Source organism: Parapedobacter sp. 2B3, assembly GCF_041925275.1.
GTDB lineage: Bacteria > Bacteroidota > Bacteroidia > Sphingobacteriales > Sphingobacteriaceae > Parapedobacter > Parapedobacter pyrenivorans_A.
In genome coordinates this window covers 158,970-176,857 of sequence record NZ_JBHEUZ010000004.1, presented here as the reverse complement: position 1 = coordinate 176,857, position 17,888 = coordinate 158,970, and the positions used below count along the sequence as shown (strand labels likewise).

Annotated in this window: 22 protein-coding genes and 1 tRNA gene; 7 read left to right on the top strand and 16 right to left on the bottom strand. The window is 44.3% G+C overall.

Translation table 11 applies throughout. The features are described 5' to 3' along the window. The first annotated feature begins 14 nt into the window (after nucleotides 1-14). Nucleotides 15-191, top strand: a complete 177-nt coding sequence (locus ACEVG1_RS06670) for a hypothetical protein (protein ID WP_374742807.1) — start codon at nucleotides 15-17, stop codon at nucleotides 189-191. Between the two features lie 47 nt (nucleotides 192-238). Here the strand turns inward: ACEVG1_RS06670 and ACEVG1_RS06665 are convergent, their stop codons facing one another. The 8 genes from ACEVG1_RS06665 to ACEVG1_RS06630 all read right to left on the bottom strand — a co-directional run bounded on the left by ACEVG1_RS06665 (nucleotide 239) and on the right by ACEVG1_RS06630 (nucleotide 5,576). Then, on the bottom strand, nucleotides 239-1,042 hold the full coding sequence (locus tag ACEVG1_RS06665) for a hypothetical protein (protein WP_374742806.1): 804 nt from the start codon (nucleotides 1,040-1,042) through the stop codon (nucleotides 239-241). A 141-nt stretch (nucleotides 1,043-1,183) separates the two neighbouring features. Continuing rightward, a complete protein-coding gene (locus ACEVG1_RS06660; RefSeq protein WP_374742805.1) occupies nucleotides 1,184-1,486 on the bottom strand; it encodes a cupin domain-containing protein in 303 nt (100 codons plus the stop codon). Nucleotides 1,487-1,503: 17 nt separating this feature from the next. Continuing rightward, a complete protein-coding gene (locus ACEVG1_RS06655; RefSeq protein WP_374742804.1) occupies nucleotides 1,504-2,058 on the bottom strand; it encodes a DUF1572 family protein in 555 nt (184 codons plus the stop codon). A gap of 15 nt (nucleotides 2,059-2,073) precedes the next feature. Further along, nucleotides 2,074-2,796, bottom strand: a complete 723-nt coding sequence (locus ACEVG1_RS06650; protein ID WP_374742803.1) for a class I SAM-dependent methyltransferase — start codon at nucleotides 2,794-2,796, stop codon at nucleotides 2,074-2,076. Between the two features lie 25 nt (nucleotides 2,797-2,821). Beyond that, the gene (locus ACEVG1_RS06645) at nucleotides 2,822-3,367 is read right to left on the bottom strand and encodes a hypothetical protein (protein ID WP_374742802.1); all 546 of its coding nucleotides are present in this window, start codon (nucleotides 3,365-3,367) and stop codon (nucleotides 2,822-2,824) included. Between the two features lie 33 nt (nucleotides 3,368-3,400). Then, the gene (locus tag ACEVG1_RS06640) at nucleotides 3,401-4,147 is read right to left on the bottom strand and encodes an SDR family oxidoreductase (RefSeq protein ID WP_374742946.1); all 747 of its coding nucleotides are present in this window, start codon (nucleotides 4,145-4,147) and stop codon (nucleotides 3,401-3,403) included. 23 nt (nucleotides 4,148-4,170) lie between these two features. Next, nucleotides 4,171-5,130, bottom strand: a complete 960-nt coding sequence (locus tag ACEVG1_RS06635) for a ketopantoate reductase family protein (protein ID WP_374742801.1) — start codon at nucleotides 5,128-5,130, stop codon at nucleotides 4,171-4,173. 2 nt (nucleotides 5,131-5,132) lie between these two features. Continuing rightward, nucleotides 5,133-5,576, bottom strand: a complete 444-nt coding sequence (locus ACEVG1_RS06630; RefSeq protein ID WP_262247132.1) for a GNAT family N-acetyltransferase — start codon at nucleotides 5,574-5,576, stop codon at nucleotides 5,133-5,135. Between the two features lie 98 nt (nucleotides 5,577-5,674). On the opposite strand from ACEVG1_RS06630, the gene ACEVG1_RS06625 reads away from it, so the two are divergent. Next, a complete protein-coding gene (locus ACEVG1_RS06625; RefSeq protein ID WP_374742800.1) occupies nucleotides 5,675-7,111 on the top strand; it encodes a PLP-dependent aminotransferase family protein in 1,437 nt (478 codons plus the stop codon). Between the two features lie 3 nt (nucleotides 7,112-7,114). Here the strand turns inward: ACEVG1_RS06625 and ACEVG1_RS06620 are convergent, their stop codons facing one another. From ACEVG1_RS06620 to ACEVG1_RS06600, 5 genes are all read right to left on the bottom strand, one after another. Further along, nucleotides 7,115-7,639, bottom strand: a complete 525-nt coding sequence (locus tag ACEVG1_RS06620) for a YfiT family bacillithiol transferase (RefSeq protein ID WP_374742799.1) — start codon at nucleotides 7,637-7,639, stop codon at nucleotides 7,115-7,117. Between the two features lie 12 nt (nucleotides 7,640-7,651). Further along, the gene (locus ACEVG1_RS06615) at nucleotides 7,652-8,713 is read right to left on the bottom strand and encodes a branched-chain amino acid aminotransferase (RefSeq protein ID WP_374742798.1); all 1,062 of its coding nucleotides are present in this window, start codon (nucleotides 8,711-8,713) and stop codon (nucleotides 7,652-7,654) included. Between the two features lie 26 nt (nucleotides 8,714-8,739). Then, entirely contained in the window at nucleotides 8,740-9,834 is a 1,095-nt protein-coding gene (locus ACEVG1_RS06610) for an isochorismatase family protein (protein WP_374742797.1), read from the bottom strand. 284 nt (nucleotides 9,835-10,118) lie between these two features. Beyond that, nucleotides 10,119-11,420: a phage integrase SAM-like domain-containing protein gene (locus tag ACEVG1_RS06605; RefSeq protein ID WP_374742796.1), complete on the bottom strand. Its 1,302-nt coding sequence runs from the start codon at nucleotides 11,418-11,420 to the stop codon at nucleotides 10,119-10,121. A 189-nt stretch (nucleotides 11,421-11,609) separates the two neighbouring features. Next, a tRNA-Ile gene (locus ACEVG1_RS06600) sits at nucleotides 11,610-11,683 on the bottom strand. A gap of 67 nt (nucleotides 11,684-11,750) precedes the next feature. Between ACEVG1_RS06600 and ACEVG1_RS06595 the strand changes: the two genes are divergently transcribed. From ACEVG1_RS06595 to ACEVG1_RS06575, 5 genes are all read left to right on the top strand, one after another. Beyond that, nucleotides 11,751-12,386: an HAD family hydrolase gene (locus ACEVG1_RS06595; protein ID WP_374742795.1), complete on the top strand. Its 636-nt coding sequence runs from the start codon at nucleotides 11,751-11,753 to the stop codon at nucleotides 12,384-12,386. Nucleotides 12,387-12,500: 114 nt separating this feature from the next. Further along, nucleotides 12,501-13,013, top strand: coding sequence for a YqgE/AlgH family protein (locus ACEVG1_RS06590; protein WP_374742794.1), 513 nt, complete (start codon nucleotides 12,501-12,503; stop codon nucleotides 13,011-13,013). 250 nt (nucleotides 13,014-13,263) lie between these two features. Beyond that, the gene (gene ggpS, locus ACEVG1_RS06585) at nucleotides 13,264-15,519 is read left to right on the top strand and encodes a glucosylglycerol-phosphate synthase (protein WP_374742793.1); all 2,256 of its coding nucleotides are present in this window, start codon (nucleotides 13,264-13,266) and stop codon (nucleotides 15,517-15,519) included. Between the two features lie 67 nt (nucleotides 15,520-15,586). Next, a complete protein-coding gene (locus tag ACEVG1_RS06580) occupies nucleotides 15,587-16,183 on the top strand; it encodes an RNA polymerase sigma factor (RefSeq protein ID WP_374742791.1) in 597 nt (198 codons plus the stop codon). Between the two features lie 46 nt (nucleotides 16,184-16,229). Continuing rightward, a complete protein-coding gene (locus ACEVG1_RS06575; RefSeq protein WP_374742790.1) occupies nucleotides 16,230-16,640 on the top strand; it encodes a helix-turn-helix domain-containing protein in 411 nt (136 codons plus the stop codon). Between the two features lie 89 nt (nucleotides 16,641-16,729). Here the strand turns inward: ACEVG1_RS06575 and ACEVG1_RS06570 are convergent, their stop codons facing one another. From ACEVG1_RS06570 to ACEVG1_RS06560, 3 genes are read right to left on the bottom strand one after another with little or no spacing between them, the layout of a single operon-like run. Beyond that, nucleotides 16,730-17,008 (bottom strand): YdeI/OmpD-associated family protein, encoded by a 279-nt coding sequence (locus ACEVG1_RS06570; protein ID WP_374742789.1) that lies wholly within the window; start codon nucleotides 17,006-17,008, stop codon nucleotides 16,730-16,732. Nucleotides 17,009-17,026: 18 nt separating this feature from the next. Continuing rightward, a complete protein-coding gene (locus ACEVG1_RS06565) occupies nucleotides 17,027-17,416 on the bottom strand; it encodes a DoxX family protein (RefSeq protein ID WP_374742788.1) in 390 nt (129 codons plus the stop codon). Nucleotides 17,417-17,422: 6 nt separating this feature from the next. Next, the gene (locus ACEVG1_RS06560; RefSeq protein ID WP_374742787.1) at nucleotides 17,423-17,887 is read right to left on the bottom strand and encodes an SRPBCC domain-containing protein; all 465 of its coding nucleotides are present in this window, start codon (nucleotides 17,885-17,887) and stop codon (nucleotides 17,423-17,425) included. Nucleotide 17,888: the final 1 nt, after the last annotated feature.

Genomic DNA, 17,888 nt, shown 5'->3' with positions numbered 1-17,888 from the left:
GGTACAAGATTGGCATGAAACAACTCGCCCTCCTATCCATGGTACTATTTGCCTCCTGCCAACAGGCAGCTACTTTCGACTTTCTCGTCGGCGAATGGACGCGCACCAATGAGGAAGCAGGAAAACAAACCTTGGAAAGCTGGGTAAAGCGGAACGATTCCACGTATGTCTTGTATTTCCAATCTTCGTAATTCGATGCGTTGTTGTATGTACTGTTTCTTTTCTCTGAAAAAATCTCTTAATTGGTCACGAACAGACTAACCGGCATCCATCTCAATGAACTTTTTGCCGGAAGACCATTTATTCTGTCTTCCAGTCCGAACAATATTTCTAATTGAGCATGTAAGCTTGGGGTTTCTTCGAGTAAACGATGACTGCATTTTGCACAATAGTTGAAATAACTGGGTGCATTAAAATCATATTGATACAACAGGTTTTCGACTTCAACGGTATTAAGAGGGCTTAGCTTCTCGAGCTCCAAAATAATCATGGATGCATATTTTGCATTTGCTCGACTGATTCCTTGCCTTTCGATTATTTGTTTTAGTCCAATCAATATAAGCTCTCTTAGGGCCGGGTCAACATGCGATTTCGAAAGTGTAGTATTCAAAGAATTCAAGCCTTTTCTTAATTCCATACGGACATTAGAAACGGCAAACGCCGTGATTGGCACATCGGATAGCAATTCTTCATCGAGTTTGTTATAAAGTTCAAACAACCTTTCCAGTCGGCTTAATGCTTGACGGTAAAACATATCCATATCATCAGAAAACACGTTGTCTTTCCAAGCAGCTGCCATCCCCACCTTATAATTATGGATGGCATCGCTGACGACAATTAATTGCAGAAGAACTGCTTTCGCTTCCAGTTTAGATCGGCTGACCGCGTTTAGGAGATATGGACGAAATTCCTGTATATTCTTTTTTAGCTTGCGCAGTAAATCCGCGAAATCGGATTTTTGAGTAATAGTATTGGCTAAAACGCTCGGATGTAAATTGTCTTCTAATGCATAAAGCCACTTGACAGATGTTTCAATCTTCATAAGCCACAATTTAACAAAGTGCTATGCACTGTTTATTAAGCTGGTAGTTTTAGGGAGTAAACGTCTGATTCATCAGTGTTACTGGAGATGATAATCAATATAATAAGTTTTTAAATTTATTGCCATTTAATCAAAGCATAACTACTTTATAAAAAAGACCCAGGTTATAAAGTCTGCTGAAAACTCGACAAATCGATGTGCTACAAATGCCGGGACAAACAAGAAGTCTCCTTGTTGAAAAGGAGTAGTTTCGCCATCCAATTCAAAAATGCCTGAGCCGGAGATGATGACATAAAATTCATCCCGATCGTGTGGCTTTTGCTTATCCACAAGGTGAGGTTTGTAAATTTCGACTGAAAGATTGTTTACGTCAAGCAAGGAGATAAATTCTTTCCCCGATTGTCCCAACTTTTCGATTGCTTGTTTTTCCTGAATCTTAATCATATCTCATTGTTTATATTCTAAAGATCGTCGGTGAAATGCCTTCTTTCTTTATCTTGTTCAAACTTTCGTTCATTGTATTGTGCAGACTTGTTCCGGGCGATGGAGAGCGTTTGCCAATCCTCGTTTTTTATCATTTTCGCCATATACACGATTTGTCCTATGTGGTAGGGATAATGGGCCAACTGCCTGTTTATAGCCTCCATAACGGTATGTCCATCGTTTCGGATATAGACAATGCTTTCCAGATCAGCTGTGCGCAAACTGCTTAAGGCATTGAATAGGCATTCCCATCCCTTTTCCCAATGTGCGATAAGTGATGGCCTGTCATGAAATTGGTTATCAAATTCGGCATCTCTGTTTCTCCACGTTTTTTCTCCGTCTGATGTCAGAAAGTCGGTAAAGCGGGATTGCATATTTCCCGAAAGGTGATTTACGATAATAGCGATACTGTTGCTTTCTCCATTATATTGCCAAAACAGACTTTCATCGTCCAGCTGTTGCATGGCCTTTTCCCCAAGCATCTTGTAATATCCGAATTGCTTGATGACACTGTTTATATAACTTGCTTCCATTTACATTTTTGATTATTAATCATTTAACGCTCGTGTTTTATTATGCTCATTGGATTTGACGCACAGATAAGAAGCAATTAGACCCTTTTCTATAGATTTTGATTGGATGGAAAACCCAGACCTCTCCAAAAGCGAATCAATGACCCAATCGAATGTGGAATATTCTTCACGAAAATGTTGCTCTGCATCTTCTTTCAAAAAGACTCCGCCCAATTTTTCTTGTTCTGCTATAAAACGGTTTATGTTTTCAAAAGGCGTACTATCTTCAATAATAACATCCTTAATGAACAATATACCATCGTCTTTTAGTAAAAAATTCATTTTTTCCAAAGCCACTTTCTTCCAGAAATCCGGCAAATGATGGAAAGAAAAAGTAGACGTGATATAATCCACAGATTTGGGTGTAAGGGCAAAGTTCAAAAATCCCGAATGAACAAATTCAATATTTTCGACATTGGAACATATTGCTTTGTTTCGGGCTAAGCTTAGCATATTCTGAGATATATCTACCGCATACACCTTTTTACAAACTTTAGCCGCTTCGATAGCGAATACACCTGAACCAGAGCCAAAGTCTACTAAAACATCGCGATCTGTCACATTCAATAATTTAAGTAGCTCATTGCTTTCCTGATGAATATCTCTAAAGCGGGAGTGTGTTTCGTCGTACACTTTTACCTCTTCTTCCAGAGAATAGTCTTTGCCTATTTGTTGAAATTCATTGTATAACCAGTTCATTTATTTGATATTATCTATATAATTATTACTCAATTGGTTTACCATAGTGGGCTGAAAATCCCGCCAGCAATTTGAATGACATCAACACAGTCAAAGTTTTAGCCGGGATAGGGACTTCGGTAAAGAGGCTTAACATTAACACAACTAAAGCAAAGAAAAACACACTGATTTGCCGTTGCATAGCTGTTTTATGGAATGCTATCGCGACACTTGCGCCAATCATAGCTATTATCATGGTTAATGAAATTGGAAAAAAAGAAACCTGATAAATACAAGCTAAAGCAAATGCTTGTAATAAATGAAACCATACAAAAAGATAAGGAGAAAGTTTCGATTCCCGATAGTAATTTATCGTACCTCTCGTAAAATTACTGACTACTCCGCCACCAATATCTATTGACAGAATAGCCACAACGATCACTTTCCATAATACCAATTCATTGCTTGCTTTTAAGTTCACCAGCATTACTATTACGGCAATGAGGTAAGTCATTACTAAATCCTGTTTATAAGTTTGCTTTCCATGTAACTTCCATAACGGTTTTGGAATATTTACGACTCTATTTTTCATGCAATTTTTTATTTACTTCTTGATTCGGAAAAGTTAACGTCCACCTGTCACATCAATGAAAATTCCCGTCGAATAGGATGATTTATCCGATGCGAGCCACAAAATAGCTTCTGCAACCTCATCCGCCAAACCACCGCGTTTAAGCGGAATAGTACTTTTTATCCGATCAATCCTGTCAGGCTCACCGCCATCGGCATGGATGTCGGTATGGATGAATGCGGGACGAACAGCATTTACCCGGATATACTCGTCCGCCAATTCTTTCGATAATCCGATCGTTAAGGTATCTAACGCTCCTTTTGTGGCAGCATAATCGGTGTATTCAAAAGGTGCCCCGGTCCTGGAAGCAATGGAGGAAACATTGACAATGGTTCCGCCTTCACCACCATATGTTGACGACATGCGTTTAATGGCTTCTTGGCAGCACAGAAATGGTCCCATTACATTGGCGTTAAACATCCGTTGCAATCTTTCATAATCAAGATCAACGAATTTCTTCTGATGCTCAAGTATTCCGGCATTGTTGATGAGGCAATGGAGCTTTCCAAAATGCCTATCCACTTCGGAAAATAAACGAACAATCTCATCTTGCCTGGAAACATCTGCTTGAATAGCGACGGCTTTTCCTCCTTGTGATACAATCCGATTAACTACATCGTCGGCCGCGGCTTTGTTCTTTTTATAATTTACTGCTACTGCATAATCGTTTTTCGCGGCAAGGAGTGCTGTTGCCGCACCTATTCCCCGGCTGGCGCCTGTTATTATCATTGTTTTCATTATAAGTACTTTATTGTTCTTAAATTCTATATCAGTATTTTATGCTCTAACAACAAATTAAGCGATAGCTCAGATTTTATTTTCGTGAGTTCACCTAATAACCTTGTCTCCCTAACGGCATCCTGCTGATCTATCTGTTCCGCTATCCTCACTATTTCAGCGTTTAATGTTTCTATTTCGGTTCTTTTATTACGCCGTATATCTTGTAAGGTCGATATCGCTTGCCCATCGGAAAACCGGCTTATTTGAACCAAACCACTCTCTACGTCATCAGGCTGAATTGCTATTCCTTTTGCATGAGCGATAGTTGTGCATTCAGCGATTACCCTACGGGCAATTTTCAACGCATCAGGATTTCTGTGGAAGATGCCATTGTCAATTTCCAATAACGGGCAAACCGAATTGAACACGCAATTGATGATCGCTTTTTTCCATATGATATGCTGGATATGCACTTCACTCATAAATCTAAAATCAGGGGTATTTAGATGGGCGACGATATTGTTTAGTTGCTCTTCATCTCCATGCGCTATTCCCACAGGGCAAGTTGCCACAGGCTTAAACCGCACAACAACTTCATCAATCAACTGACTCGTTACAAAGAGAACGCAACGGTACACCTGCTGGTATCCACACTCCAAAAAAGGTTGCTCGATGCCCAAGCCGTTTTGTAGGAGTACGATAGGTGAGTCGCCTATTTTTGATTTTAATGCGCCAGCCAGTTTTTTATTTCCAAAAGATTTGGTTGCGAGAACAACAATACCGTCAATCTCGGAAAGGGAATTCAATGTTGCAACCTCAACATCCGCCTCGTGTATAGAGCCGTTTTCCATTTCGACAGCGAAACGGCGGGTTACTGTACTACCGTCATCTACGCTTCCTCTTATCATGGTAACTTTTCTACCCGCTTGAGAAAGGAAGATAGCGAGCGCTTTGCCAATAGCCCCTGAACCTACGATAAATATGTGCTTGTGATAGAAATCCATTATTACTTGCTTTTTATAGGTGTGCGATACATATTATCTTGAACAATTTCCATATATTTTTCCGAATCGGATAAACTCCTGAAGCCGTAGCGGCTATAAAGCGTTTGGGCATCTTCGGTGAATAACACAAACCGTCGTAACTGCTTTACCCATTTGATATTAACGATATACTGCAGCATTGCTTTGCTGACGCCTTTTCCACGGTATTGCTTTAAAACGAAAACATCAGACAGGTAACCGAAAGTCGCCCGATCAGAGATTATCCGGGCGAAACCAATCTGCTTGTCTTCACTATCAAAAACGCCTATGCAAAAGGAATTTTTTAAAGACTTTTCTACGATTTCAAAAGGAACATTCTGAGCCCAATAGCTTTCTTTGGAGATAAAATAATGGATGCTCCCTAAATCCATCCGATGAAATCCCGTTTTAATCTTATAGTGTCCCATAGCTTTAAGTTCATCTTGTCAAACAAAATTCGGTAATATATTTTTATGATAGCAGATGCAGTTTTATTATTTTTGCTGGTAGCAGTTAAAATGTACGAATGAAGAAAACACAAAACAAGTCGGAGTTCGCTTATATGCGTATCGCTAAAATTATCGAGCAACAAATCCTGAACGGTACGTTGCGTACCGGTGATAAGCTCCCATCGCTACGGACGATTTGCCGTGAATATGGTGTAAGTCAAAATACGGCATTGAGTGCATACTATTATTTAGAGAGTAAAATGTTGATTGAGACGCGGCCTCAGTCCGGATACTATGTGCGGTATTCAAAAACGAAAATTCCTGCGCTGCCCCAGCTTACCAACCCGGAATCTGAAGCGAATTATGCCGACAGTGAATTGTTGGTACGCAAGATTTATGATAGCTTGGGGGAAGATGGTCATTTACCGCTTGCATTGGGGACTCCGGCAAATGAGCTATTGCCCATAGCAAAACTCAACAAGGGTCTTATGATGGCAACAAGGGAGTTGAAAGATAGCGGTGTCATGTATGACAAAACCGAGGGAAATGAGCGGTTACGCCGTCAAATTGCCCGATGGTCTTTCGCAATGGAGTGTAATTTGAAGCATGATGAAATCATCACCACAAGTGGTTGCCTGAACGCGCTGTCATATTGTATGATGGCATTGACAAAAAAAGGAGATACGGTAGCCATGGAAAGTCCTATCTCGTTCGGCATGTTACAACTCGCTCAGGTGTTAGGCGTCAAAGTATTGGAACTACCATCGGATCCACAGCATGGTGTTGACCTGAACGCATTGGAAGATGCACTAAGAAAAAACAAGATAAATGTATGTCTCTTTATCAGCAATTTCAGCAATCCGCTGGGCAGTTGCATGCCCGACGAAAACAAGAAACAGACGGTACGTCTCCTTGAAAAATATAACGTTCCCCTTATTGAGAATGATCTCAATGGTGACGTATATTTTGGTCAGCAACGCCCGAAATCATGCAAGACCTATGACGAAAGCGGCCTGGTATTGTGGTGCGGTTCGGTATCCAAAACGCTCGCTCCCGGCTATCGGGTAGGGTGGGTTGCTCCGGGAAAGTTCAAAGATGAGGTACGGCGCATGAAGCTCTATCACAATATCTCATCGACTTCCATCACGCAGGAAGTTATTGCCGGGTTTCTTGAAACAGGCCGGTATGAGAACCATCTTCGCAAATTAAGGCATACGCTCCATGGTAATCTACTCAAATTTTCAAGGGCCATTTCGGATTATTTTCCTGACGGAACAATGGCCAGCAGACCGCAGGGCGGGTTTGTGATTTGGGTGGAATTACCTAAAACCATTGACACCATCGCATTATATGAACAATGCCTGCGGCATAAAATCAGTTTTGCACCGGGCAGAATTTTCACGTTGCAAAATCAATACGAAAATTGCCTTCGATTAAACTACGGTTTATTATGGAATGAGCGATTGGATCGCGATCTTAAATTGCTGGGAGACCTTGCCCATAAAGCTTTGTAAAAGCTATATCCACTTTTGGTTTCTCTTTAACACCGTAATATGAGCCAAATGGTGGTTGCAATGCCATGCATACATGCCAATAACTTCATCCAAAGGAATTGGTCGACCGTGTTCAGGATGAACGTACGTCCTTTTTAGGTCTTCGTCGTCAAGGCTTTCAAGTAATTTATTCCACCTCTCATGTAGTCCTTTTAAAAGGTTTAACGAGGGCTCCAAGTGAGTTTTGCTGTCCGGCAATTCTGCCCATAAAGCTTCATAATAAGGCTTGATAATAGGATCAGTTTCTGTAAGCGCCAACTTAAAACGTATAAAAGCATTCATATGGCTGTCTGCACAATGATGGACAACTTGTCTTACGGTCCAACCACCATCTCTGTAGGGGGTATCGAGCTGTTCATCCGTTAATGATAAAACCTCGCTGGCTATTTCTTTCGGGAATCCTGCTATAGTCCTTACCCAGCCCGAAAGTTCCTGTTTATTGATAAGGTTGGGCTTCTCAAACTGTCCGATTGGGTATCTTACATCCATTGTTCGCTGTTTCTAAATATTTACTAAATAATTCCATCCGTGTGGGTCTGTCTTGTGCCCATGTCTTATTTCTTCCAATTCATTTTTCAGACGGTACATTACCGCTTTATCTCCCGTGTAAGGGTGATAATCAACTTCGTCAATTTGGATACTGGCTATTGGAGAAACAATAGCGGCTGTACCTGCACCGAAAATCTCCACATTTTCGTTATGAGCCAAGGTATCGGCCAATTCTGCTACGCTTATTCGCCGTTCTTCGACCAAAATACCCAAATCCCGGCATAATTGTATGAGCGAGTTTCTGGTGATACCATCCAGAATAGAAGAGCTCAATGGTGGGGTCAATAGTTTCCCGTCGGCAATGAGCATAATATTCATCGTACCAGCCTCTTCCAAAAATTGATGTGTAGAAGCGTCTGTCCATATAATCTGATCAAAACCTTGTTGGTTGGCGAGGTAAGTTGGATAGAAAGCTCCGCCGTAGTTTCCTCCACATTTTGCATAACCGGATCCTCCTTCAGATGATCGGGAAAATTCGGTCTCTACCTTAACGCGTAATGGCTTATCATAATACTGCGTGATGGGAGTGCAGGCGATGCAAAACAGAAACGTATCCGAAACTTTAACGCCCAAACGTGGCTCCGTAGCAATAACAAAGGGGCGGATATACAAAGCAAGTTTATCCTTGCCATCGGGCAACCATGAATGATCCGCTTTCACAATTGCCTCCAAACCCGTTAAGAATAAATCTTTTGGAATTTCCGGCATGCACATCCGCGCCAAAGACCGATTCATCCTGGCCAAATGCCTGTCGGGCCTGAATATATTGATTGTTCCCTCGCTTATGCGGTAAGCTTTCATTCCCTCGAAGACCGTCTGTCCGTAATGGAAACATAGTGAGAATGGGCTGAGGGATAGGTGGCTAAATTCTTCGACTCTCGGATTGCCCCAGCTTCCGTTGTCGTAATTAGCGAAAAATAGATGATCGGTAGGCGTAGAGCCGAAAGTAAAATTTTCAAAATCAAACTTCTCTGCGCTGGTCAATATTGTTTGTGGGGTCGTTAAAGTGGTCATCTTGTTAAGTTAAAATTGATATGGATTTAAAAGGTGAACGTCATCATGACATCGGCTCTTTTGTATTTTGTCTTATCTATTTCCGTTTCGTTGAAACCTAATTTCCGATATATATTCAGGGCATCTGTTAAGCGGGTGTGCGAGAAAAGTACAAGCTCTTTCACGCCAAGACGTTTGGATACGGATATCGCCTGACTGCAGAGCATTTTTCCGATTCCACACCCTCGGTAATTCTCATGTACGGTCATCTTGGTCAATTCCAAGCGATAGTCATCCATTTTTTTCAAAGCAGCTGTACCTATAGGTTGACCGTCTTTCAAGGCAAAAAGGATTTTGCCACCACTTTTGAGTATAGCTTCTTCCGGATTGGACAATACGTACTGGTCAACCGGTTCTATATTAAAATACTGGTTAAGCCACGCCATATTCAAAGCTTTGAAAGCGTCTTTATAGGCCGGGTGATAATCGGTGATTATTATTCCACTTTTGAAAAAGAAATCTACGAGGGCAGGATCTTCAAAGATATGCACACCGATATTCTGCATTTCTTGTAAGCCTCTATCGTAGACATCCGATATTGTCGACGGAATCATTGCAATCCTGTAATCCCGTTCACTGGCTTCGTACATGGTTGTGCGTGGGCAATTCGGAAAATTACAGCCAGCAACAAATAGCGAATTTATTTCCTTTGATTGCAACATATCATGTAATGTCGTGTTATAAAATGCGCCCCACCTCGGTTTATACAAGACGTGGTCATTATCCCCACACCGGATGATATTCCCGTTAAGAAGCTCGTCATGAGAATGCGGGTTGTCAATTTCAGGCAATAATTCATCAATAATTTCTGCACCCGGACTATTAGGAGCAACGATCTGTTTACCAGACGAAATAAGCTCTCTACGGCATAATTCGGCATTACTTCCGTCTGGTTGATACAGGCGTATGATATGGAACACAGGTTTCCCGTATTTCCTGAATATATTTGTTAGAGAAGCGAGGTGGGGAATTATTTCTTCCGTGCCATCGACATAGGCTTGGCCTTGAGGATTTGTGAAATCGTACTGCATATCTATAATAAGCAGCGCAGATTTATCCTGCTCTAAGTTGTTATTCGTCATACACAAAAATCATAAAACTAAATTTACGATAACAGATGCAAATTTTGATTTTTTGACAGGAGCAGTTTACCTCTTAGGCTTTGTCGTGTTCCATATAAAAATCAACCATACACCAAAAGCAACAGCAAATCCAACCCATGGGGTTTTCATGCTCAAAGCAGCAAAGAAACCAACTGTTGCTATTATACACGTTATAAAAAACCATATTACAGCTTTCATAATTGTCAAATTAAAGTATTAAAAGTTCTGCATGGAATATAACATCCCATGCAGCATTATCATTTCTAAGCGGCCACATCTTCCGATGTAGCCTTATCCGCAATTTTCTTCCTGATTTTTGCTTCGACTTTTTTAAGTTGCGCAATCACTCTCCGTTGTACATCATCAACGATTTTCCAATCTTTGGCGATGTAGATGTCCGTTGTACGATTACCTTCGTCAACGTGGTTGAGCGCAAGTGCTACATCGTCCTTACTCATGCGACAATCATTTCGTGCGGTGTTGGCAAATGTATGCCTTGCCCAATACAGCGTAAGATCGGGTATCCCCGTCAATTTGCGTAATTGCTCCATGCCTTTACATAATGCCCAATTAAGGGCATTGGCACTTGAATAGCGTTCACGTAATTTGCCTAAATATTTTTCCAATAAAGGCTTGGCTTCATCGACAATCTTAATACTGATAAAGGCATTGTCCTTACGCTTGCCCTGTGTCTTGGAACGGTTATAGTCTAAACGTCCGTTTCTAACATCACGTTCCGTTATTTGATACAGGTCTACGGCATTTATGCCACAAAGGTAGAACGAAAGCATATAAAGTTCCTTTGCCAATTCCGCACGACTTCCGGGGGTGGTTACACAATCCCGAATAGTTAATACTTGTTCAAGTGTATTGTTCCTTTTCTTTGTGAGGGGTGGGGAACCAACCTTGTATTTCTTGAATGGATAATGCTTGATGCGGTATATTCCAAGGTCTTCATTGTTGTATAGGTCACGTGCAGCATTGAATAACGTCCGCAGGTCACGCATTTGATTATGTAGTCCGCTGTCGGATAACCCTTTTTCTTTCGTAGTAACTTCATTTCCCAATTGATTAACCCTTGCCATAGTTCTTTCTGATCGCATGTAACGCTCGTATGCCATTAGCATATTGGAATTGATCTCCTTGATCGAGACGGATGTCCTATTGAAATAATCGACCAAGCTGTTACGGATTTTCCGGTGGTTGTTCGCGGTTCCCGTACGCTTTTCTTTTCTTAGACGTTCGATGTGTTGGTCGCAAAATTTGATGAAATCGATATCCTCATCTTTGTCACGCAGGTAATCGCTCAGGGATTCCGCGGTAAAATAATCCAATCGTTCGTCAAGCTCACTAATCATCTTGCGATAATCCCTAAGCTGCTTCTCGACCTTGTCGGCGATAAACGGGTCTTTGACCTTAAAGTCTTTGGTTAATTGTTTCCTGACGACAAAATGAGTTGTGTCAAGATACTTTCTTAATCTTTTGTGTTGCACACAAATTTTCACATTGTAGGTGCCATCGGCTTTTTTGTGATGCTCGAACACCTTTGCACTAACGGTTGCCATAGTTCTTTCGAAATTGGCACGTAAAAGGGTTGTAACACATTTGTAACACTTTTACGTGAAGTTCAACAAAAATCTATGCAAGTCACGTCGATTCGGGGTATCCGATGCGACGTAGGACAGATGTCCCTAAAGTGCCCTAAGAAACGAAAAAAGCCGTTTTCCCTTGCGGAAAAACGACTTTTCGATTTGTGCGCCCACCTGGGCTCGAACCAGGGACCAAAAGATTATGAGTCTTCTACTCTAACCAACTGAGCTATAGGCGCAGTGCAAACTATTGTATTGTTTTGCGGCTGCAAATGTACATATTTGCGGAGAAGTAGAAAAATTTTCATGAAAAATATACGCAACATCATCCTTGATTACGGCAATGTCTTATTCGATATAGACTTCCCAAAATTGCGGCAATCTTTCATCGATTTGGGTATTCCAGATGTAGATGTTTTTTACGGCCACAAGGCCCAGCACGCGCTATTCGACGCATTCGACAAGGGCATTATCACCGCGGCGCAGTTCCGCAACGAGCTCCGCAACGCCACACACAACAGTGAGCTGAGCGACGAGTCCATTGACGCCGCGTGGAACAGCCTGCTTATCGGCGTGCGGCCCGGACACCATGAATTACTTCTCCAGCTAAAAAAACAATACCGCACATTCCTCTTAAGCAACAACAATGAAATCCATTACCAATGGATCATGGATTACCTCAACCGTACATTCGGTCTCACCGGCAATGCCAGCTTCTTCGAAAAGGATTATTATTCGCACCTCATGCGCATGCGGAAACCGGATGAGGAGATTTTCCAGTTCGTATTGGATACACATGAGCTGAATCCGGCCGAGACCCTTTTCGTCGACGACAGTCCGCAGCACATCGAAACGGCCAAGGCATTGGGCCTCCAAGCACACTTGCTGGCTCCGCATGACACACTTGCGGAGCTGTTGGACCGATTGGGATACAGGCCATAATTGCATATACAAGCAACTTTTGCTAAGTTTACATAAACTAAAAGGAATGGAGGTCTAGCCATGTTCAACAAAAACACTCCCCAAATAGCCAGCTTGTTGCTTTCAGAACCTTTTATGCTTGACCCAAACTTCCAGCGTTCGGTCGTCTTATTGTGCGAGCACAACGGCGAAGAAGGAACCGTGGGCTACGTACTCAACCAACCCGCCACCATTCAGGTCAGTGATGTCATGAGCGAATTGCCCGATGCCGACTTCCCCTTGTTCCTCGGTGGCCCCGTGGCGCTAGACAGCATCCATTTCATCCATAAATGCTACGATAAACTAAACAGCGGGATTGGTTTGGGAAATGGCATCTATTGGGGAGGCAACTTCGAAAGCCTCCAGGTGTTGATCAAAAACGGCGACATTACCCCCGATGAAATCAAGTTTTTCCTTGGCTATTCCGGTTGGAGCCCCGGCCAATTGGAAGGCGAGCTGAAGGAAAATGCATGGGTCATCAGCAACCACTACAACCCCGACATCACCTTCGGAAATGATGGCGAAAACCTGTGGAAAGAAGCCATCGTATCCCTTGGGCCCAAGTACGCCCACGTGGCTAATTTCCCCCAAAACCCGATGTGGAACTAAACAGCCGGTTCGCCAGCGAGCAACTGGGCTCGTTTGGTACCCTCCCCCATTTTCCATACCTTTGCACCGCCTTGGGGCCATATATCCGCCCCTTTTTGATCTGAAAATCCCTTTTATGGTCTCATACCCTAGCATAAAGGGGCAGGTATTGGGTCACCTGTTTAAATATCAATCTCCCGTATTTTTGTCTCACTAAGCGTATAGGCACCTTCAATGGGGGGTGCATCGCGCTTAAAAAAAGAAAAAAACGATGATGTTATTAGCCACAGACCTCGACGGCACTTTCCTCGGCGGTTCTGTTTCCAAAAAAAGAAAGCTCTACCATTTAATCAGGAATCAACCAGACATCAAATTGGTATTCGTGACCGGCCGGGGCATAGAAACCGTGCTCCCCTTGCTGCACGACCCCACCATCCCGATACCCCACTACATCATCAGCGATGTAGGTGCCACCGTGGTGGATGGTCTTACCCGCGAGCCCATCGCAGCCATCCAATCCGACATTGAACAGCGGTGGCCCGATGAGCACCTGCTGAAGCAACACTTATCTGCCATTCCGGGCATCCAACCACAGGAGGTGCCCCAACAACGGCGTTGTTCGTTCTACTACGATGACAGCGTAGATCTTAACGCGGTTCGGGAAATCGCCAACCAGCATCAATGCGATGTGTTATTGTCGGCAGGCAAATACCTCGATATCCTACCTGGCGGCGTCAATAAGGGATCAACGCTCAAAAAGCTCGTCCAACTCACCGGCTTCCCCGAAGATAAGGTGTTGGTTGCCGGCGACACCTTCAACGACTACTCGCTTTTCGAAACGGGCTACAAAGGAGTAGCCGTAGGCAGTTCCGAACCGGTCCTCCTGGCTGCCGTAGACCATATGGCCCACGTATTCAAAGCCACCAAAGAAGGAGCCGGCGGCATATTGGAGGCTATGCAGCATTTCGAACCCTTTCGGGATTATCACCCCACGCAAGATAAGGTAGTCAAGAAGAAAGATACCCATAACAAACAACTGCTCATGGTCTACCATCGGCTGCCGTTCGATATCGTCAACGAAAACGGCAAGCCGAAACGCGTTCCGCCGCGCAGCCCCAATGGCATCATCCCTTCATTGCTGGGCTTTTTCGATAAAGGCAGGCCGGGCGTGTGGATTGGTGAAGAGGCGGAAGGATTACTGGGCGACAACCCCCAGCTTAGCCAGTACATTGATAAAGCGAAGTATCCCAACCTCAAGGCATCGATCATTCCCTTGCCCCAAAAAGACATCGACCTGTTCTACCGCGTATTCTCCAAAGAAGCGTTCTGGCCCACGATCTTCTCATTCATCAGCAAAGCGCAGTTTAATCACGACCATTGGCGGCATTACCTCCATATCAACAAACTGTTTGCCGAACGCGTGGCCACCGAGGCCGAGCACGGGGCATACGTGTGGATACACGAATACAACCTGTGGATGGTACCTGCGTATCTACGTCAGCTGCGTCCCGATCTCAAAATCGGCTTCTTCCATCACACTGCTTTCCCACCGGCCGATATTTTCAACATCATCCCTTGGCGGCATGAGATTATTGGCAGCCTCCTGCAGTGCGACTTTGTCAGCTTCCATATCCCGCGGTATGTCGAAAACTTTGTGGATGTGGTGAAAAGCCATGCACCTACCAAAGTGCTTAGCCGAGTCAACGCTGCCAAGCAGTTCCTTACCTACAGCTGTGCCCTCGGCATCGACCAGATGACCAAGCAAATCGCCGTGGGCGACAACACCATCCGGTTGGGAGCCCAACCCGTAGGTGTCAACATGGATAATATCCGCCGCATCTGCGAAAGCAAAGAAACCAACGAGCGTATAGCCACCCTGCGCCAGCAGACCGTTGGCAAGCGCATTGTCCTGTCCGTGGAGCGGCTGGATTACGTAAAGGGACCGTTGGAGAAAATCGAGGCGTTCGGCGAATTTCTTGATGAACATCCGGAATACCACGGCACACTCGAACTGATCAATATCTGCACACCGCCATCGCAGGGCATGAAAGTATACGAGCGCATACAGGAAGAGCTTGAGCAGGCCGTAGGGAAAATAAATGGCAAATACGCGAGCATGGACTGGACCCCCATCCGCTTCTTCTTCCGGTCGGTACCGTTTGAAGAAGTAATCGCCTACTACGCCATTGCCGATGTGGCCTGGATTACGCCACTGCGCGACGGGCTGAACCTCGTGGCCAAAGAATACGTGGCCGTGCAGGGTTTGCAGGAAGACCCCGCCGGCGTGCTCGTCATCTCTGAATTTGCCGGTGCCTCGGTAGAACTACCCCATGCCATCCGCACCAACCCGTACGATGGCCAAAGCCTCAAAGACGGGCTGTACAACGCATTGGAGCTAGACATCACCGAAAAGAGGCTGCGCATGCAGCGATTGTTTGAAACGGTAAACCACTACGACGTGCAACGCTGGGGCAAAGACTTTCTGGAAGGGTTGAAAAAAGCGACGGCACTGCATACGTCTGGATGACTGGGATATCGGATTTTCTTTTTTGGATCGAAAACGGTATCTTTGAGTGCTAGCCAAGCCACCATGGATGAAAACATACGCATTACTCACGGATGAAGTACTGGCCGATCTGGTCAAAGAGCAAGACACATACGCATACACCGAGCTATACCAGCGGTACTGGGGTGCGTTGCACCGCTTTTGCCACCGCCTGCTCCGCGATGAGGCGCAGGCTACGGATACGGTGCAGGATGTATTCGTTCATTTCTGGGAAAACGCCCCGCAGCTAGAGCTGCGCTTTTCGTTGAGCAGCTACCTATATGGTGCGGCCCGCAATCAGGTTATCCGGTACATCCGCAAGGAGAAAGTAAAAGCCAGTTACCTAAGCCAGCTTGATCTGAGCGAGGGCGAATTTATGACGGATGAACCACTCCGCGTTGCCGAACTGGAAAAACTGGTTGAGCAAGAGATCGAAAACCTGCCGCCCCGCATGCGCGAAGTATTCGAGCTCAGCCGCAAAGCGTACCTTTCGCATAAGGAGATTGCCGACCGACTGGATATTTCGGAAGGTACGGTAAAAAAACAAGTATCCAACGCGCTGCGCCTCCTCCGTGCCAAGTTAGGATGTATCTTCTTTCTCGGCGTTATGCAAGTAATCTGGTGGTGGTACGGGCTGGTGCAATGATTATCAAATTTTCCAATTTTCAAATTAAACAATTAAATTTGCCCTTATGACCACCCCCCATATCCCCAAGCGGCGCGATGGCCGCAACACACGCAAGCTACGCATGCTTTTCGGTTACGAACAGCAGGAAACGTTTGCAAAGCAGTGTGGCTGGAGCCAGCAAAAGATGTCTAAATTAGAGCGGCAGGAAGTGATCGATCCGGAAGACATGAAGGTGATTTCGGGCGTTTTAGGAATCCCGGCAGAAAAGGTAATTGCGTTTGATGAGGACAAGGCCGTATATAATATCCAGCGAAATTCCAGTCATGATTCGTCATCGCACCAAAGCTATCTGAATTACGAACCGACATTTACTCAAGACAGTACTTCCGAAAAGATACTCGCCGCGCTGACCACCTTAACCAAAGCTGTTGCCGATTTAGCCACTCAGGTTGCAGCGCTAAAAAACAGCAAGTAGGGAAATATATAGAGATTTTTCGTGTGGTTACCCATACTCGATAGCTTTTATACGCTATTGCACCTGCTGATCATGGGATTCAACTCAAGTTACTTAAACCATTTCTGCGCATTGGGCCGCCGGTGGGGGCAGCCGGGCCAGCAGCAAGGGCGTTTCTTGCCTTCAACGATATCTTCACTCAATCGTTTGATATGTTCTGTCCGTGTTTTTTCCTGCTTTACAATCGTCGTCCAGCAAATCCATTCATTGCGGGCGAGCGGCGTCAATTTATTCCATTTTTCCAATAGTGCCGCGTTGGAGCGCAATACATGCTTCAAATCGTCTGGCACCTCATGTACCACACCCTCTTCAATTGCTATGTTTGTCATTTTGCCAATAGCTTTAATTTATTCACGTTCGTTCGTTGGGGCCACTTTCCGGCTTGCAGGCCTGAAATACCACGAAACAATAATGGCCGTGAGCAGTGTCAACGACGGCACCACCTCCACAAATGGCTCTTTCACCGCAACATGAGAAATGGCAGCGCCCGTCATCACGAAGAAAAAACCAGCATACGCCCATTCTTTTACTAAGGGAAAGCGGGGCAGTAGTATAGCCACCACCCCCAATATCTTCCAAACCCCTATAATGGATAGCATGTAAAGCGGGTACCCCAGCCGGGTTACGATTTCATTATAGCCACCGATTTGAAGCATTTGCTGGGTTCCGCCTGCCAGCATGCCCAACGATAAAAATAGGGTTGCCACCCAATAGATGATTTTACTTTTTTTCGACATACCAAATTAGTTTAAGTTAGCCATTACTTCCTGCAATTGATCGTGCGCCATATTCAGGCCATATGCAAACGGCATTTTCAATTGTACGGCCCGGTGTTCAACAGATCGGTAAATAACCTGCATTGTCAATCTGCTTGTCTGTTCCGTCAATTTTTCAAACTCCAAAAACTCAAGCTGCACACCGATTGCCGCATTTTCCATTTCAAAGGTCCGTATAATCGTTTGCTCAGGGATAAACTCGTGTATGGTTCCATTTGCCCGAAACATCACATTGCCCTGGTGCGAAGTTTCAAACACATACGAGCCGTGCTTTCTGTTTTCCAGTTTCAATACCTTTGTTCCCATCCATTGCTCAATAAATTCCGGTTCCTCGTAGGCCTTAAAGAGCAACGCCAAAGGCAAGTCAAATTCCCGCGTTATTGTCAATTCCTGTTTGCCTTCCTCGGCATTGATTTTGGTTCTCTGTTCCATC

Coding starts and splice junctions, on each gene's coding strand:
- ACEVG1_RS06660 (WP_374742805.1), bottom strand. CDS start 1,486: ATGATTAAGATTCAGGAAAAACAAGCAATCGAAAAGTTGGGACAATCG.
- ACEVG1_RS06655 (WP_374742804.1), bottom strand. CDS start 2,058: ATGGAAGCAAGTTATATAAACAGTGTCATCAAGCAATTCGGATATTAC.
- ggpS (WP_374742793.1), top strand. CDS start 13,264: ATGATGTTATTAGCCACAGACCTCGACGGCACTTTCCTCGGCGGTTCT.
- ACEVG1_RS06610 (WP_374742797.1), bottom strand. CDS start 9,834: ATGACGAATAACAACTTAGAGCAGGATAAATCTGCGCTGCTTATTATA.
- ACEVG1_RS06670 (WP_374742807.1), top strand. CDS start 15: ATGAAACAACTCGCCCTCCTATCCATGGTACTATTTGCCTCCTGCCAA.
- ACEVG1_RS06635 (WP_374742801.1), bottom strand. CDS start 5,130: ATGGATTTCTATCACAAGCACATATTTATCGTAGGTTCAGGGGCTATT.
- ACEVG1_RS06625 (WP_374742800.1), top strand. CDS start 5,675: ATGAAGAAAACACAAAACAAGTCGGAGTTCGCTTATATGCGTATCGCT.
- ACEVG1_RS06645 (WP_374742802.1), bottom strand. CDS start 3,367: ATGAAAAATAGAGTCGTAAATATTCCAAAACCGTTATGGAAGTTACAT.
- ACEVG1_RS06565 (WP_374742788.1), bottom strand. CDS start 17,416: ATGTCGAAAAAAAGTAAAATCATCTATTGGGTGGCAACCCTATTTTTA.
- ACEVG1_RS06575 (WP_374742790.1), top strand. CDS start 16,230: ATGACCACCCCCCATATCCCCAAGCGGCGCGATGGCCGCAACACACGC.
- ACEVG1_RS06570 (WP_374742789.1), bottom strand. CDS start 17,008: ATGACAAACATAGCAATTGAAGAGGGTGTGGTACATGAGGTGCCAGAC.
- ACEVG1_RS06595 (WP_374742795.1), top strand. CDS start 11,751: ATGAAAAATATACGCAACATCATCCTTGATTACGGCAATGTCTTATTC.
- ACEVG1_RS06580 (WP_374742791.1), top strand. CDS start 15,587: ATGAAAACATACGCATTACTCACGGATGAAGTACTGGCCGATCTGGTC.
- ACEVG1_RS06605 (WP_374742796.1), bottom strand. CDS start 11,420: ATGGCAACCGTTAGTGCAAAGGTGTTCGAGCATCACAAAAAAGCCGAT.
- ACEVG1_RS06590 (WP_374742794.1), top strand. CDS start 12,501: ATGCTTGACCCAAACTTCCAGCGTTCGGTCGTCTTATTGTGCGAGCAC.
- ACEVG1_RS06560 (WP_374742787.1), bottom strand. CDS start 17,887: ATGGAACAGAGAACCAAAATCAATGCCGAGGAAGGCAAACAGGAATTG.
- ACEVG1_RS06615 (WP_374742798.1), bottom strand. CDS start 8,713: ATGACCACTTTAACGACCCCACAAACAATATTGACCAGCGCAGAGAAG.
- ACEVG1_RS06650 (WP_374742803.1), bottom strand. CDS start 2,796: ATGAACTGGTTATACAATGAATTTCAACAAATAGGCAAAGACTATTCT.
- ACEVG1_RS06620 (WP_374742799.1), bottom strand. CDS start 7,639: ATGGATGTAAGATACCCAATCGGACAGTTTGAGAAGCCCAACCTTATC.
- ACEVG1_RS06665 (WP_374742806.1), bottom strand. CDS start 1,042: ATGAAGATTGAAACATCTGTCAAGTGGCTTTATGCATTAGAAGACAAT.
- ACEVG1_RS06630 (WP_262247132.1), bottom strand. CDS start 5,576: ATGGGACACTATAAGATTAAAACGGGATTTCATCGGATGGATTTAGGG.